15 protein-coding genes are annotated in these 15,221 nt (G+C 65.7%); 5 read left to right on the top strand and 10 right to left on the bottom strand.

The genetic code is table 11. The features are described from left to right. Nucleotides 1–94 precede the first annotated feature (94 nt). Nucleotides 95–1,702, top strand: a complete 1,608-nt coding sequence (gene rtcR / locus IB269_RS28625; RefSeq protein ID WP_192368922.1) for an RNA repair transcriptional activator RtcR — start codon at nt 95–97, stop codon at nt 1,700–1,702. 38 nt (nt 1,703–1,740) lie between these two features. Here rtcR and IB269_RS28620 read toward each other — a convergent pair whose 3' ends face one another. The 9 genes from IB269_RS28620 to IB269_RS28580 all read right to left on the bottom strand — a co-directional run bounded on the left by IB269_RS28620 (nt 1,741) and on the right by IB269_RS28580 (nt 10,348). Then, entirely contained in the window at nt 1,741–3,357 is a 1,617-nt protein-coding gene (locus IB269_RS28620) for an RNA polymerase factor sigma-54 (protein ID WP_192368921.1), read from the bottom strand. Between the two features lie 54 nt (nt 3,358–3,411). Then, nucleotides 3,412–4,200, bottom strand: a complete 789-nt coding sequence (gene lptB / locus IB269_RS28615) for an LPS export ABC transporter ATP-binding protein (protein ID WP_012202605.1) — start codon at nt 4,198–4,200, stop codon at nt 3,412–3,414. Beyond that, nucleotides 4,197–4,859: a lipopolysaccharide transport periplasmic protein LptA gene (gene lptA / locus IB269_RS28610; RefSeq protein ID WP_013804753.1), complete on the bottom strand. Its 663-nt coding sequence runs from the start codon at nt 4,857–4,859 to the stop codon at nt 4,197–4,199. Before lptA ends, lptB begins: the two co-directional genes overlap by 4 nt. 171 nt (nt 4,860–5,030) lie before the next feature. Then, nucleotides 5,031–5,681, bottom strand: coding sequence for a thiol:disulfide interchange protein DsbA/DsbL (locus IB269_RS28605; RefSeq protein WP_065347443.1), 651 nt, complete (start codon nt 5,679–5,681; stop codon nt 5,031–5,033). Nucleotides 5,682–5,762: 81 nt separating this feature from the next. Further along, nucleotides 5,763–6,452, bottom strand: a complete 690-nt coding sequence (locus tag IB269_RS28600) for an SPOR domain-containing protein (RefSeq protein ID WP_192368920.1) — start codon at nt 6,450–6,452, stop codon at nt 5,763–5,765. 20 nt (nt 6,453–6,472) lie between these two features. Continuing rightward, nucleotides 6,473–8,170 (bottom strand): arginine--tRNA ligase, encoded by a 1,698-nt coding sequence (gene argS, locus IB269_RS28595; protein ID WP_043825927.1) that lies wholly within the window; start codon nt 8,168–8,170, stop codon nt 6,473–6,475. 54 nt (nt 8,171–8,224) lie between these two features. Then, nucleotides 8,225–8,671 carry a DUF2214 family protein gene (locus IB269_RS28590; protein WP_034389505.1) on the bottom strand — a complete coding sequence of 149 codons (447 nt, stop codon included), beginning with the start codon at nt 8,669–8,671 and terminating at the stop codon, nt 8,225–8,227. A 107-nt stretch (nt 8,672–8,778) separates the two neighbouring features. Next, on the bottom strand, nt 8,779–9,384 hold the full coding sequence (locus IB269_RS28585; RefSeq protein ID WP_192368919.1) for a DUF3016 domain-containing protein: 606 nt from the start codon (nt 9,382–9,384) through the stop codon (nt 8,779–8,781). 28 nt (nt 9,385–9,412) lie between these two features. Continuing rightward, nucleotides 9,413–10,348 carry a LysR family transcriptional regulator gene (locus IB269_RS28580; RefSeq protein WP_013804758.1) on the bottom strand — a complete coding sequence of 312 codons (936 nt, stop codon included), beginning with the start codon at nt 10,346–10,348 and terminating at the stop codon, nt 9,413–9,415. Between the two features lie 304 nt (nt 10,349–10,652). Here IB269_RS28580 and IB269_RS28575 point away from each other — a divergent pair, with 304 nt between their 5' ends. The 3 genes from IB269_RS28575 to IB269_RS28565 all read left to right on the top strand — a co-directional run bounded on the left by IB269_RS28575 (nt 10,653) and on the right by IB269_RS28565 (nt 13,387). Beyond that, entirely contained in the window at nt 10,653–12,845 is a 2,193-nt protein-coding gene (locus IB269_RS28575) for a malate synthase G (RefSeq protein WP_192368918.1), read from the top strand. 80 nt (nt 12,846–12,925) lie between these two features. Further along, nucleotides 12,926–13,174, top strand: coding sequence for a cysteine-rich CWC family protein (locus IB269_RS28570; RefSeq protein WP_123694684.1), 249 nt, complete (start codon nt 12,926–12,928; stop codon nt 13,172–13,174). Between the two features lie 24 nt (nt 13,175–13,198). Next, nucleotides 13,199–13,387: a 4-oxalocrotonate tautomerase gene (locus IB269_RS28565; protein WP_012202595.1), complete on the top strand. Its 189-nt coding sequence runs from the start codon at nt 13,199–13,201 to the stop codon at nt 13,385–13,387. Between the two features lie 63 nt (nt 13,388–13,450). Here the strand turns inward: IB269_RS28565 and IB269_RS28560 are convergent, their stop codons facing one another. Beyond that, on the bottom strand, nt 13,451–14,080 hold the full coding sequence (locus tag IB269_RS28560) for a hypothetical protein (protein ID WP_260263924.1): 630 nt from the start codon (nt 14,078–14,080) through the stop codon (nt 13,451–13,453). 138 nt (nt 14,081–14,218) lie between these two features. On the opposite strand from IB269_RS28560, the gene IB269_RS28555 reads away from it, so the two are divergent. After that, nucleotides 14,219–14,986 (top strand): class II glutamine amidotransferase, encoded by a 768-nt coding sequence (locus IB269_RS28555; RefSeq protein WP_012202593.1) that lies wholly within the window; start codon nt 14,219–14,221, stop codon nt 14,984–14,986. The last annotated feature ends 235 nt before the right edge of the window (nt 14,987–15,221 follow it).

Here is a 15,221-nt window from a genome sequence, read left to right as displayed (position 1 = left end):
ATTGATTTATTTGGATAAATCTCAAATCACACTTTTCTTGATTTCTTCTTCAATCCAAAGAAACTAGAATTTCAGCTATTCAACTAGACAAAACATGGAAAAGAAAAAGGTCGTCATCGGCTTTCTGGGTACGCAGCTGGACTCCGGCAGGGGCGCGGGGCGCTGGGAAAAATGGCGGCCGACCCTCTCCCTCATGCAGCACGAGGATCTGGTGGTGGAGCGGCTGGAGCTGCTCTACACGCCGCCCCATCTGGCCCTGGCGCAGCTGCTGCAGGGCGACATCGCCACGGCATCGCCCGAGACCCAGGTGAACCTCGTGCCCATGGACATTGCCGATCCCTGGGATTTCGGCGAGGTCTATGCGCGGCTGTTCGACTGGACGCAGGCCTACCGCTTCGATCCCGAGCGCGAGGAGTACTGGACGCACATCACCACGGGCACGCACGTGGCACAGATCTGCCTGTTCCTGCTGGTGGAGTCGCGCCGCATTCCCGGCGTGCTGGCCCAGACCTCGCCACCCCGGCGCCAGCGCATGGGCGACCCGGGCAGCTATGCGCTGATCGACCTGGACCTGTCGCGCTACGACGTGATCGCCCAGCGCTTCGGCGCCGAGCAGAGCGAGGCCGTGCAATTTCTCAAGAGCGGCATCGCCACGCGCAATGCCGGGTTCAATGCGCTGATCGACGAGATCGAGCGCGTGGCCGTGCGCTCACGCGCGCCCATCCTGCTCACGGGTCCCACGGGTGCGGGCAAGTCGCATCTGGCGCGGCGCATGTACGAGTTGAAGAAGGCCAGGCACCAGGTGCAGGGCGACTTCGTGGAGGTCAATTGCGCCACGCTGCGCGGTGATGGTGCAGCCTCGGTGCTGTTCGGCCACAAGAAGGGCGCGTTCACGGGCGCTGCGGCCGACCGCGCCGGCCTGCTGCGCAGCGCGCACCAGGGCGTGCTGTTCCTGGACGAAATCGGCGAGCTGGGCCTGGACGAACAGGCCATGCTGCTCAAGGCGGTGGAGGAAAAGCGCTTCTATCCCATGGGCAGCGACCGCGAGGTCAGCAGCGACTTCCAGCTGGTCGCCGGCACGCACCGCGACCTGCGCATCGACGTGGCGCAGGGGCGCTTTCGCGAGGATCTGTTCGCGCGCATCAATCTGTGGTCCTACGCGCTGCCGGGCCTGGCCGGGCGCCCCGAGGACATCGAACCCAACATGGACCACCTGCTCGCGCGCTCGGCCGACGAGACCGGCCAGATGGTGCGCTTCAATGTGGAGGCCCGCGAGCGCTATCTGCGCTTTGCGCGCTCGCCCGAGGCGCTGTGGAGCGGCAACTTCCGCGACCTGTCGGCCAGCATGACGCGCCTGGCCACGCTGGCCGACGGGGGGCGCATCTCCACGGCCCTGGTCGATGCCGAGATCCAGCGCCTGAAGTGGCTGTGGCAACGAGGCGATGCCGTGCAACCGGCCGGCGCCAGCCTGCAAAGCCTGCTGTCTGCCGAAGTGCTGGAGCCGCTGGATCTGTTCGACCGCATGCAGCTCGAAGCGGTGCTGCGCGTGTGCCGGGAGTCGCCTTCGCTGTCCGATGCGGGGCGCCGCCTGTTCGACCAGTCACGCAGCCAGCGCAGCGTGGTCAACGATGCCGACCGCCTGCGCAAGTATCTGCTGAAATTCGGCTTGAAGTGGGATGCCGTGGCCGGTCGAACGCCATAGACACCACGGTGGCGCGATGGCGAGTTTGCGCGCCTGGGCTACAGCGCCTTGCGCAGCGTGGTCGGCGGGATCTTGAGCAGCTCGCGGTACTTGGCCACCGTGCGCCGCGCGCATTCGATGCCCTGCTCCTTGAGCATGTCGGCCAGCTGGTTGTCCGACAGCGGCTTCTTGGGATCTTCGGCCGCGACGAACTGCCTGATCAGCGCGCGCACGGCCGTGCTGGAGGCATTGCCACCGGCCTCGGTGCCCAGGCCCGAGCCGAAGAAGTACTTGAGTTCGTAGGTGCCCTGCGGCGTGGCCATGTACTTGGCCGTGGTCACGCGGCTGATGGTGGATTCATGCAGGCCCAGCGCATCGGCAATGTCGCGCAGCACCAGCGGGCGCATGGCCAGCTCGCCATGCACGAAGAAATTCTTCTGCCGCTCCACGATGGCCTGCGACACGCGCAGGATGGTGTCGAAGCGCTGCTGGATGTTCTTGATGAACCAGCGCGCCTCCTGCAGCCGCTGCTGCAGCGCTGCATGGCCTTCGCTGCCCCTGTGGCTGCGCAGCGCGCTGGCATAGATGTCGTGCACGCGCAGCTTGGGCATGACGTCGGGGTTGAGCTGCACGCTGAAGTCCATGCGGCCCGCGCCGCTGCGCACGGGGCGCACGATGACGTCGGGCACGACGATCTGGCGCTGCACGTCGGCAAAGCGCCGGCCCGGGCGTGGCTCCAGCCGGGTGATCAGCACCAGCGCCTCGCGCAGCCGCTCCTCGCGCGCACCGCACAGGCTGGCGAGCTTGCGCAGGTCGCGCCGCGCCAGCAGGTCCATGGGCTGGGCGCAGATGTCCAGCGCGGAGCGCAGCACGGCCTGCCGGTCTTCGTCCTCGGCACTGCCGTTGCCTTCGCGCTCGGCATCGGCCAGCTGGTCGCGCAGTTGCAGCGTCAGGCATTCGGCCAGGTCGCGCGCGCCCACGCCCACGGGCTCCAGGCTTTGCAGCAGGCGCAGCGCCACGGTGAAGCGGTGCACCAGTTCCTCGCACTCCTCCAGATCGTCGCCCGCCAGGCCCTGTGCCAGCTCGTCGAGCGGATCTTCCAGGTAGCCGTCGTCGTTGAGGTTCTCGATCAGAAAGCGCAGTGCGGCGCGGTCCACCTCGCCCAGGCGCAGGCTCAGGGCCTGGCGGTGCAGGTGGTCGGTCAGGCTTTCGGCGCTGCGAGCCAGTTCGGTGGCATCGGCCTCGTCTTCCTCGCCCTGCCCGCGCGTGCGGCTGGAGGGCGCATCGCTGCCCCAGTCGCGGTCATCGTTGCCCGAGGTGGTCTGGCCGTCGCCTTCCCAGCTCAGGGACTCGGCCGTGCCGGAAGTCTCCACGGCATCGCCGGAGGATGCGTCCGACGAGGGCTCCCACTCCACCGCCGCCGAAGGCTGGTCTGCGCGGCTTTCCTGGAAGGACTCCGTGGCCTCGGCGCCGGGCGCGGCAGGCTCGCGGGTGCCGGCAGCCGCATCGTGATCGCCCTCCTCGTTCGCCAGCTCCAGGAAGGGGTTGTCGCCCAGCATCTGCTCCACTTCCTGCGCCAGCTCCAACGTGGACAGCTGCAGCAGCTGTATCGACTGCTGCAGCTGGGGAGTGAGCGAAAGATGCTGGGAGACGCGCAGCGACAGACCGGGCTTCAAGCGGCAGCTCCTTCGCGCAGACAGTCTCGCAGACGGGCCAGGCAGGGCATGGCGCTACATCCGGAAGTGTTCGCCGAGGTAGACACGCCGCACTTCGGCGTTGTCCACGATCTCCTCGGGTGTGCCCTGGGCGAGCACGTGGCCGTCGCTGATGATGAAGGCATGGTCGCAGATGCCCAGCGTCTCGCGCACGTTGTGGTCGGTGATCAGCACGCCGATGCCGCGCGCCTTGAGAAAGCCGATGATGCGCTGGATCTCGATCACGGCGATGGGGTCGATGCCGGCAAAGGGCTCGTCCAGCAGGATGAAGCGCGGCTGCGTGGCCAGGGCGCGCGCGATCTCGACGCGGCGGCGTTCGCCGCCCGACAGCGCCAGCGCAGGCGATGCGCGCAGATGGTCCACGCGCAATTCCTGCAGCAGCGCCGTCAGGCGCTCCTCGATGACGCTGCGCGCCAGCGGCCGGCCCTGCTCGTCCCTTTGCAGCTCCAGCACGGCGCGCACGTTGTCCTCGACGCTGAGCTTGCGGAAGATCGATGCCTCTTGCGGCAGGTAGGACAGGCCCAGGCGCGAGCGCTGGTGGATGGGCATGTTGCCCACGGCCTGACCGTCGATGAAGATGTCGCCGCCGTCGCTGCGCACCAGGCCCACGATCATGTAGAACGAGGTGGTCTTGCCCGCGCCGTTGGGTCCCAGCAGACCCACGACCTCGCCCTTTTTCACGGAAAGCGACACGTCCTTGACCACCTTGCGGCTGCCGTAGGACTTGGCCAGATGGCGTGCCTGCAGGCTGCTGCCCTGGTCGGCGCGTGCAGTGGCAGCCGGGGCTGCGGCTTGCCCGCTCATCGCTTGGTACCGCCGAGGCTGTCCAGGCTGTTGCTGGGCTGCAGGGACGTGCCCGGCGTGCCCGCTGCGGGGGCGCGCGGCTGCGAGCCCGGCGTGCCTTCCTTGGGCGCCAGCACGGCGCGCACGCGTCCGCCCTGGCCGGCCGTGGAGCTGGGCTGGCCACCGCTGGTCTTTTGCCCGTCAACGGTGAACACGTCGGTGAGGTTGTTGTAGACGATGATGGAGCCGGTGATCTCGTCGCTGAGCTGGCCGCCGCGATAGCGGCGCAGTTCGCCGCGGCGGATGAACTTCACGAGGTCGGCCTTGCCGTCGTATTCGATGACCTCGCCCTCGCCTTCCACGAATTCCTCGGGCTGGCCGGGAACGGTGTCGCGCTTTTGGCGGAAGAAGGCACGCTTGCCCGCCTCGGCCGTCACCACGCCGTACTGAAAGCCTTCAGGGTCTTGCCGCACATCGAGCTGGGCGCCGCGCAGCACGATGGTGCCCTTGGTCATCACCACGTTGCCAGTGAAGACGCTGGTCTGCTTGAGTTCGTCATGGCGCAGCGCATCAGCCTCGATGTTCATGGGCTTGGTGCTGTCGGCCTTTTCGGCCTGGGCCATACCGGCGAAAGCCGCCAGGGCGGCGGCGAGCAGGAGGGAGGAAAGTCGTTGTTTCATGGAGGGCACGCTTCTTGCATCCATTGTAGGGGGTGTCGCGCGCAACCGTTCCTGGCGTCTTTCAACGCGCACGGAAAGCGCTGACACAAAGGCACAAAAAGAGGTTTCCAAAAGCGACAGGCCCGCACAATGGCGGGCCTGTCGCGGCTTGGCTGGGCCGAGGCCCGGGCCTCAACCCTTGCGGCTGGTGGCGATCAGCTGATCGACCACGCGCAGCACATTGGTCATGTTGCCGGCCTTGGTGCCGTCGGTGTAGTACCGGCCCGCCACGCCCATGGCCGGCACGCCTTCCACGTCATAGTCCTGCTGCAGCTGGGTGGCCTTGCGAACCTGGTTGGAGACGCTGAAGGAGTTGTAGACCTCCTTGAACTTGGCCACGTCCACGCCCTGCTTGCCCACCCAAGCGAAGATGTCCTCGTCCTTGGCCAGGCGGTTGCGTTCCACATGGATGGCGTGGAAGGCGCGCGCATGCATGGTGTCCAGCAGGTTCATGCCTTCGAAGGCGTAGTAGAGCTTTTGCTGGGGCACGAAGCTGGCGTTGAAGGCCACGGGCACGCGGTGCACGACCACGTCGGCCGGGGCCTGGTTCTTCCAGGCGGCAAAGGTGGGCTCGAACGCATTGCAGTGCGGGCAGCTGTACCAGAAGAACTCGACCACCTCGACCTTGCCGGCGCCGGCGCTGGTGGGTGCGGGCTTGGCCAGCTTGATGTAGTCCTTGCCCTCCTTGGGCGCTGCGGCCTGGGCCTGGGCGGCGGAAGTGCCCAGCGTCAGTGCGCTGGCAGCGGCTGCCGAGGCAGCCAGGGAAAAGTCGCGGCGATTCATCAAAACAAACTCCTCGTTCAATGCTGCAGGTTAGGAGGCAGGGGCCCGCCAAAAGTTCAGCGCTCTTGTCGCAACGCGCTTTCAGCGTGCGGCGCGCACCAGCGTGGACTCGACCCCGGCGCCATCGAGCTTTTGCTTGAGCTGCTCGGCATCGTCGCGCTTGGTGAACGGGCCCACACGCACGCGGAAGATGGTGATGCCGTTTTGCTCGCGCTCGCTCACGCGCGCCTCCCACCCCAGCATGGCCAGCTTGGCGCGCTGCGCATCGGCATCGCCCTGGCTGCGGAAGGCGCCGGCCTGCACGAAGTAGTTGAAGGCGGCGTCGGCCTTTTCTGCCTTTTCCGCCTTCTCGGCGGCGGCGGAGCGCGACTTGACCAGGTCACCCAGCGGATCGGCCGAGCTCTTGCCATCGGCCTTGTTTTCGGGCTTGGCGGGCGGCTTGGCCGGGTCCACGGGCGCGGGTGGCGGAGTCACGCCTCCTGCCACGGCGGGCGGGGTGGGGGCGGTTGGTGCGGTGCTGCCAGGGAGGCTGGGCGTGACGGCGGCCGGTGGTGGCGGCGCCGGGTTCTTGCCCTGCAGCGGTGCGTTGGGGTCCCAGTTCTTGTTGCGCTGGGCCTCGGCCGCGTCCTGGTCGGCCGTCTTGCCGCCCTTGGAGAGAAAGGGCACGGGCACCTTGGTCACATAGACGGCGACGGCCAGGGCTGCTGCCAGCCCGACGATCATGCCGATGATGAGACCGATGACGGTGCCCCCACGTTGCTGTGTCTTCATAGATCGCTTGTCGCTCGAAGTTACATGCGTTGCGGGGCCGAGACGCCCAGCACTGCCAGGCCATTGTGCAATACCTGGCGCGTGGCCGAGATCAGCGCCAGGCGGGCGAGCTTGACCTTTTCGTCGTCCACCAGGATGCGTTCCGCGTCGTAGTAGCTGTGGTACAGCGAGGCCAGTTCGCGCAGGTAGAACGTCACGTCGTGCGGCGCATTGCCTTCTGCGGCCGAGGTCAGCATGGCCGGGTACTTGGCCAGTTGCAGCATCAGCGCCTGGGCCTGCGGGCCTTCCAGCGCCGACAGGTCCACGTCCTTGAGCGTGGCCGCGTCACCCCCCCAGGCGGCCAGCACCGAGCAGATGCGCGCATGGGCGTACTGCACGTAGTAAACGGGGTTGTCGTTGTTCTGGGCCACGGCCAGGTCCACGTCGAAGGTGTACTCGGTGTCGGGCTTGCGGGACAGCAGGAAGAAACGCACCGCGTCCTTGCTGGTCCACTCGATCAGGTCGCGCAGCGTGACGTAGGAGCCGGCGCGCTTGCTGATCTTGACTTCCTCGCCGCCGCGCACCACGCGCACCATGGTGTGCAGCACATAGTCGGGATAGCCGGCAGGGATGCCAACGTCGGCGGCCTGCAGGCCGGCGCGCACCCGCGCGATGGTGCCGTGGTGGTCCGTGCCCTGGATGTTGACGACCTTGGAGTAGCCGCGCTTGAATTTCTGGATGTGATAGGCGACATCGGGCACGAAGTACGTGTAGTTGCCGTCCTGCTTGCGCATCACGCGGTCCTTGTCGTCACCGTAGTCGGTGGACTTGAGCCAGAGCGCGCCGTCGAGTTCGTAGGTATGTCCGCCCGCGATCAGGCGCTGCACCGCGTCCTCGACATAGCCGTTGGTGTAGAGGCTGGATTCGAGGTAGTACTCGTCAAAGTGCAGGTTGAAGGCCTGCAGGTCCTTGTCCTGCTCGTTGCGCAGATAGGCGACGGCGAACTGGCGGATGTTGTCGTAGTCCTCGACATCGCCGTTGGCCGTGAATTCGCGGTCATCGGCCTTGACGGTCTTGCGGGCCAGGAAGTCGTCGGCGATGTCCTGGATGTAGGAGCCGTTGTAGAAGGCCTTGCTTGCCGGATTCTCGGGATCGATGGGCCAGCATTCGTCACCGGGCTTGAAGCCCTTGGCACGCAGCTGCGTGCTCTTGGTCAGCGTGTCGATCTGCACGCCCGCGTCGTTGTAGTAGAACTCGCGGTGCACGCCCCAGCCCTGCGTGGCATAGAGGTTGCAGATGGCATCGCCCAGCGCGGCCTGGCGGCCATGGCCCACATGCAGCGGGCCGGTGGGGTTGGCGGAGACGAACTCGACCAGCATCTTTGCGCCACGGTCGGCCAGCCAGCCGAACTTCTCGGCCTGCTCCAGCACTTCGCGGATGATTTGCTGCTTGGCGGCGGGCTTGAGGCGGATGTTCAGAAAGCCGGGGCCGGCGATCTCGATGGCATCGACCCAACGCTGGAAGGACGGCGTGGCCTCCAGCGCAGCCTTGAGCTGCTCGCCCAGCGAACGCGGGTTGAGCTTGAGCGGCTTGGCCAGCTGCATGGCGGCCGTGCAGGCGAAATCGCCATGGGCAGCCACCTTGGGGGATTCAAAAGCGGCACGGGCACCGGCGCCGGGCGACAAAGTTTCAAGCTCGCCGGCCAGAGCCGCGAGCAGTTCCTGTTTGACGGAGAGCATCGGCGGATTCTACGTGGCAGGCCCACCCCATGCCGCCGGACAGGAAAACGGAGCCTACATGCCCCGCGCCCAGAACACCGCGACGACGGCGATCACGGGCACCACATGGGCCTGCCACATCACCCAGCGGCGCGTGCTGGCGACCTCGGCCGGCTGAGGCAGGCCCTGGCCGGCATCCAGCGCGCGGCGCCAGCGCCGGAAGGCCAGCGTGGGCTTGATCGACAGCAGCGCGCCGACGACAAACAAAGTCATCTTCAGATGAAACAGTGGCTGCGAGACGTACCAGGACATGCCCTTGACGCCCCACACCAGACGGGCGATGCCGGTCAGCACCAGGAAGACCACGGCAAGGCCATAGATCATGTCCAGCCGCGCCAGGCGCTGCACCACGGCGGCGCTCATCCACTCGCTGCGGCACAGCGCCGCCTGGCTGGACAGGAACACCACGAAGGTGAGGATGGCCAGCAGGTGGAGGCTGGCCAGGATGGCTTCTATCGTCATGGGGAATCCGTATAGAAATTGGGCCTCTTGGGCCAAGCGTCCATTACGCCAGAAACGGGGACTGCCATCGTGATGTCCGAGGCAATCGGTAGACCACTGCGGTCCCGTCAGCGCCCCAGCTCCGCGCGCACCCAGTCGTCCAGCAGCGTCTTTTCGTAGCGCAGGGGATCGTTGGGATACAGGTCCGGGCGCATCATGAAGCTGGCGTCGCGCAGCTGGCGGCTGCCTTCTCGCAGCAGCTTTCCATCGGCTCCCAGCAGCTTGAAGCGCAGGTCGATGCGCGGTGGGTAGATGTCGCGCACGATGCGCACATCGGCAGCCTGGGGCCCGCGCCAGGGCTCGAAGCCGCCTGCGCGCTGCACATCGGTGAGGTGAACTTCAAGCCGCTGGCCCTGGGGCAGCCTGGGCGCGGCACGCTCGGCCAGGAACTGGGCCAGCGCATCGACCCAGGCGCGGCGCGCCTTCTCGGATTCCTGGGGTCCGTTGCGCCCGGCGTCGAACCGCGAGGGATCGTCAAAGGTCACGCTCACGATGCCGGCAGGCACCGCGCCCTGCCGCATCCCGTCCGGCCGGCCCTGCCCCGGCCCCTGGACGGCGCAGCCCGCCACCATGCCCAGGCAGGCGGCTCCCAGCGCCATGCGCATCCAGCGCCGCCGTCCTGGGGCCACGCCCGGCGTTGCGGATACCGCTTTCGTCGCTATCGACACTGCCATGCTCATTCCTCCTTGCTGGGCGGCCCGCTCAGGCCGCGTGGGTACGCCGCCAGAAATCCGGCTGCTCGTAGTGGTGCTTGAGATAGTCGATCCACAGCCGCACACGCAGCGGCATGTGCTTGCGCTGGGGAAAGACGACAAAAATGCCATTGGGCGGCGCCGCGAATGTTTCGAGCACAGCCACCAGGCGGCCCGAGGTGATCTCGGCCTCGACCTCCCAGGTGCTGCGCCAGGCGATGCCCCAGCCGCCCAGGCACCAGTCGTGCAGTACCTGGCCGTCGGAGCAGTCCAGCGGGCCGCCCGGCTTGAAGTGCACGACCTCGCTGGTGCCGCTGTCGGGATGGGGGATGCGAAAGGCCCAGCCACGCGTCTGCGAAGCGTCGCTGGACAGCGTCAGGCAGTCGTGCTGGGTCAACTCACTCGGGTGGCGCGGCGTGCCCCGGCGCTCCAGATAGGCCGGCGTGGCCACGCACTGGCGCCGGTTGTCGGCAATGCGCACGCTGACCAGGGCCGAGTCGGGCAGATCGCCCACGCGCACCGCGCAGTCAAAGCCTTCGCCGGCCAGGTCGACCACGCGGTCGCTGAGGTTCAGGGAAATCGTCACATCCGGGTGCAGATCCCGAAAGAGCGGCACCAGGGGCGCCACGTGCCGCCTGCCAAAGCCCGCCGGCGCCGTGATGCGCAGGTGGCCCGTGGCCTTGACCCCGCCCGCGCTGACACTGGCCTCGGCGTTGGACACATCGGACAGCAGGCGCTGGCAATCCTCGAGAAAGGCGCTGCCCTCGTGCGTGAGGGAGATGCGCCGCGTGGTGCGCACCATGAGCTTGACGCCCAGGTGCTCTTCCAGGGCATCGAGGCGCCGCCCCATGATGGCCGGCGCCACACCTTCCGCCTTGGCCGCTGCCGTGAGGCTGCCGCGCGTTGCCACCGATACGAATGACTCGAATGCCTTGAGCTTGTCCATGACCGCTGTCCGTTTCTTTTCCGTGTTCTTGTGGGGCATGCGACCGCACACCCGTCTCCTGTGACTCGCCTTTTTGCATAGTGGGCACTGGCTGTCCTCCATGTGCACCATGCATAGGGCTGCGCGCCAAAGCCGGCCGGTTTTGGCGCGCGCATAACCTTCCCACATTTTTGCGTAAAAGTCACGAGTTTTAAGATTTATGGTCTATTTATGTACGCAAATAAATCTAATAAAGTATTCCTTATAGTCAGGCCCGAAAAGGGTCTGCCAAGCCTTTCCATCCATCCAACCCGGGGTTCCCACCATGACCGATCGCACCCAAGCCCACAGCCTGCAGGTCGCTACAGAGCTGCACCGTTTCATCAATGAACAAGTGCTCCCGGGCACCGGTGTCGCTCCCGAGGCGTTCTGGAAAGGCTTCGACGCGATCGTCAACGATCTGGCTCCTCGCAATGCCGCCCTGCTGGCCGAGCGTGACCGCCTGCAGACCGAGCTGGACACCTGGCACAAGGCCCATCCCGGCCCCATCACCGACATGGCCGGCTACCAGCAATTCCTGACGCAGATCGGCTATCTGGTCGAGCAGCCCAAGGATGCCAAGGCCACCACCACCAACGTGGATGCGGAACTGGCCATCCAGGCCGGCCCCCAGCTGGTCGTGCCCATTCTCAACGCCCGCTATGCGCTGAACGCCGCCAACGCGCGCTGGGGTTCGCTGTATGACGCGCTGTACGGCACGGACGCCATCGGCGAAGACGGCGGCGCGGAAAAGGGCAAGGGCTACAACCCCGTGCGCGGCGCCAAGGTGATCGCCTTCGCACGTGATTTCCTGGACCAGGCAGCCCCGCTGGCCTCGGGCTCGCACAAGGATGCCGCCGGCTATCGCGTGGAAACTGGCCAGTTGGTCGTCGCGCTCAAGAGCGGCGGCACCACGGGCCTGAAGAACACCGCCCAGTTCGTCGGCTACCAGGGTGAAGCCGCGGCGCCCTCTTCCGTGCTGCTGCTCAACAACGGCCTGCACATCGACATCCGCATCGACAAGACCACGGCCATCGGCCAGACCGATGCCGCCGGCGTGGCCGACGTGGTGGTCGAAGCCGCCCTGTCCACCATCCTGGACCTGGAAGACTCCGTGGCCGCCGTGGATGCCGAGGACAAGGTGGTCGGCTATGCCAACTGGCTGGGCATCCTCAAGGGCACGCTGACCGAAACCTTCGACAAGGGCGGCAAGAGCATGACGCGCGGCCTGAACGCCGACCGCGAGTACACGGGTGCCGATGGCAAGCCCGTCAAGCTGCATGGCCGTTCGCTGATGTTCGTGCGCAATGTCGGCCACCTGATGACCAACCCGGCCATCCTCTGGGGCAACGGCAAGGAAATCCCCGAGGGCATCCTGGACGCCATGGTCACCACGGCCATCGCCGTCCACGACATCAAGGGTCTGGGCGCCAACGGCATCCGCAACTCGCGCACGGGCAGCGTCTACATCGTCAAGCCCAAGATGCACGGCCCCGCGGAAGCCGCCTTCGCCAGCGAGCTGTTCGGCCGCGTGGAAAAGGTCCTGGGCCTGCCCGAGAACACCGTCAAGCTGGGCATCATGGACGAGGAGCGCCGCACCAGCGTCAACCTCAAGGCCTGCATTGCCGCTGCCGCATCGCGCGTGGCCTTCATCAACACCGGCTTCCTGGACCGCACGGGCGACGAAATGCACACCGCCATGTATGCCGGCCCCATGGTCCGCAAGGCCGACATGAAGGGCAGCGCCTGGCTGGCCGCCTATGAGCGCAGCAACGTGCTCGTGGGCCTGGGCCTGGGCCTGCGCGGCAAGGCGCAGATCGGCAAGGGCATGTGGGCCATGCCCGACCTGATGAAGGCCATGCTGGAGCAAAAGATCGGCCACCCCAAGGCCGGCGCCAATACCGCCTGGGTGCCCTCGCCCACGGCCGCCACGCTGCACGCCCTGCACTACCACCAGGTCAACGTGGCCGAAGTGCAAAAGCAGCTGGAGCAGACCAATGCCGACGCCGAGCGCGCCACCATCCTGGCCGACCTGCTGCAGGTGCCCGTGGTCAAGGAAGACAAGTGGAGCGCCGCCGAGAAGCAGCAGGAGCTGGACAACAACGTCCAGGGCATCCTCGGCTACGTGGTGCGCTGGGTGGACCAGGGCGTGGGCTGCTCCAAGGTGCCCGACATCCACAACGTGGGCCTGATGGAAGACCGCGCCACGCTGCGCATCTCCAGCCAGCACATCGCCAACTGGCTGCAGCACGGCATCGTGACCGAGGCCCAGGTGCGCGAGACCTTCGAGCGCATGGCCGCCGTGGTTGACCAGCAGAACGCGGGCGATGCGCTGTACAAGCCCATGGCCGGCCACTTCGACACCTCGATGGCCTACCAGGCCGCCTGTGACCTGGTCTTCAAGGGCAAGGAGCAACCCAGTGGCTACACCGAGCCCCTGCTGCACGCCTGGCGCCTGAAGGTCAAGGCAGCCGCCTGACACCTGGCGGCGCCCAAGGCTGCAAAAGCACCCAGGCTTGCCTGAGGTGCTTTTTTCATGGGCCTACACTCAGCACCACGATGAGTGCCCCTCCCCCCGATGCCAGCCTGTGTCCGCTGTGCGGCCGCAGCAATCAATGCGCCATTCTTGCGGGCGTTGATCCGCTGAACTGCTGGTGCATGGACACGCCAGTGGCACCCGATGCACTGGCCCGCATTCCGGAGCCACTGCGCAACAAGGCCTGCCTGTGCCCCGCCTGCGCGCTTGGCACCGACAAGCCTCGACCGCCCGCGTCGGCCGATATGATGTCGCCGACCCAACCCCCCTAGAACTTGATCCCTGAGGAGATTGACATGCCCACATACCACGTCGAAATGATGGAAGGCCGCACCGTTGAACAAAAGCGCAAGCTGGTCGAAGAGATCACGCGCGTCTCGGTCGAAGTCCTCGGTGGCTCGCCCGAATCGGTGGACATCCTGATCACCGACATCAAGCGCGAAAACTGGGCCACGGGCGGCAAGCTCTGGTCCGAACGCAGCTGAGGATCTTTCGCTCAATGCATGCAAAAGGCAGCTTTGGCTGCCTTTTTTCATGAAACTTGGTCTTTAATCCCGTATTTCCATGAGTGCCTGCAGTGCACTCCCAGCCACCGTCCAGGGCACAGGCATGGAGGCATCTGGCTTCCAGTGTCTGGCAACACCATCCATGGACACCTGGGTCAGGGCTACCTGGGTAGCACCGGCAGCATGGGCCTGAACAGCCGCATCGGCCATGCACGCCACATAGCCGGCGACATCACCACTGCGAAAAAGAGCCCAGGCCCCTTCAACACATTGCAGCTGCATGCGTTGATCTGCGTTGCCTTGCTGCAGTTCTCCCATGAACAGATTGCGCGTGGCTTCGTACGTTGTGGGAGCGGCGCACAGAAGTGCAATGCGCGATTCGGGGTCACTTTGCAAGGCAGCGGCCACCTTGCGCGCCAGCATGCCATCGGCACGCCAGACCTTGCCACTGCGGCAATCCGCCACGGCCGGGCCCAGGGTCGAGCAGGTCAGCAGCACGGCATCGATATCGGCAGGGTCCGCCAGCGCATCGAGCTGCCCTGCCGTTTTCTGCCGAAGCGACGCATTCATGCCACCTGCAGCCTCCGCCTCCAACAGCAGTTCCTCATGCACCTGATGAACGATTGAGTGGGCCGGCCAGCCCAGTTCGGCAGCAGCCTGCTCGAAGATCACGGCGTTGCTGTGCGCCGTATGCAGACAGAGGATGGGCATGGGTATGTTCCGTTTTTTTGCCGTTGCCCCGCATTGTGCTTGCAGCTGCCGCGCCAGGCGTTAGGCTATGGCTTGAACTACGCAAACAACGATACCGCCATGTGCCAGCTGCTTGGAATGAACTGCAACACGCCCACCGACGTGCGCTTCAGCTTTTCGGGGTTCACCCAGCGGGCGGGCAATACCGGCGACCATACGGACGGCTGGGGCATCGCCTTCTTCGAGGACAAGGGCCTGCGCCACTTCGTCGGCTACGAGCGCGCCATCGACTCGCCCATCGCCAAGCTGATACGCGAGTACCCGATCAAGAGCCGCAACGTCATCGCCCACATCCGCAAGGCCACGCAGGGCGCGGTAAGCCTGCAGAACTGCCACCCCTTCGTGCGTGAACTGTGGGGCCGCAACTGGGTCTTTGCCCATAACGGAGATCTCAAGGGCTTCGCTCCCAAACTCCATGCCCACTTCCATCCGGTAGGCAACACCGACAGCGAGCAGGCCTTCTGCTGGATTCTTCAGGAGCTCTGGAAGTCCCATGCCGGCCTGCCGAGCGTGCAGGAACTCACGCATACGCTGCGCGAACTGGCCAGGCGCATCTCGCCACACGGCACCTTCAACTTCCTGCTGTCCAACGGCGAAGCGCTGTGGGCCCATGCCACCACACACCTGTGCTACATCGAGCGTCGCCACCCCTTTGCCCAGGCCCATCTGTCGGATGAGGACCTGACCGTGGACTTCGCCCGAGAGACCACACCACAGGACCGTGTGGCCATCATCGTCACAGCACCGTTGACCAAGAATGAAACCTGGACCTCGATCCAGTCGGGCGAACTCAAGGTCTTTGTACAGGGCGAATGCCTGCCGCTCTGAACCATTGCGCATTCAGAATGAAAAAAGAGAGCGCGTTAGCGCTCTCTTTTTTTGGGATGTCCGTTTTGGCTGTTCAGCCTGTTTCCATTTCCTGCAGCCCAATGCAAGAAACCCCGTAGCTTTGGGCTACGGGGTTTCTTGGGCTGTAAGAGCCTGACGATGACCTACTTTCACACGGGAACCCGCACTATCATCGGCGCAAAGTCGTTTCACTGTCCTGTTCGGGATGGGAAGG

Source organism: Delftia sp. DLF01, from assembly GCF_014852125.1.
In the GTDB taxonomy this organism is placed as follows: Bacteria; Pseudomonadota; Gammaproteobacteria; order Burkholderiales; family Burkholderiaceae_C; genus Comamonas; species Comamonas acidovorans.
Note: the sequence above shows the minus strand (reverse complement) of the source record. Positions and strands in the feature narration are given on the sequence as shown.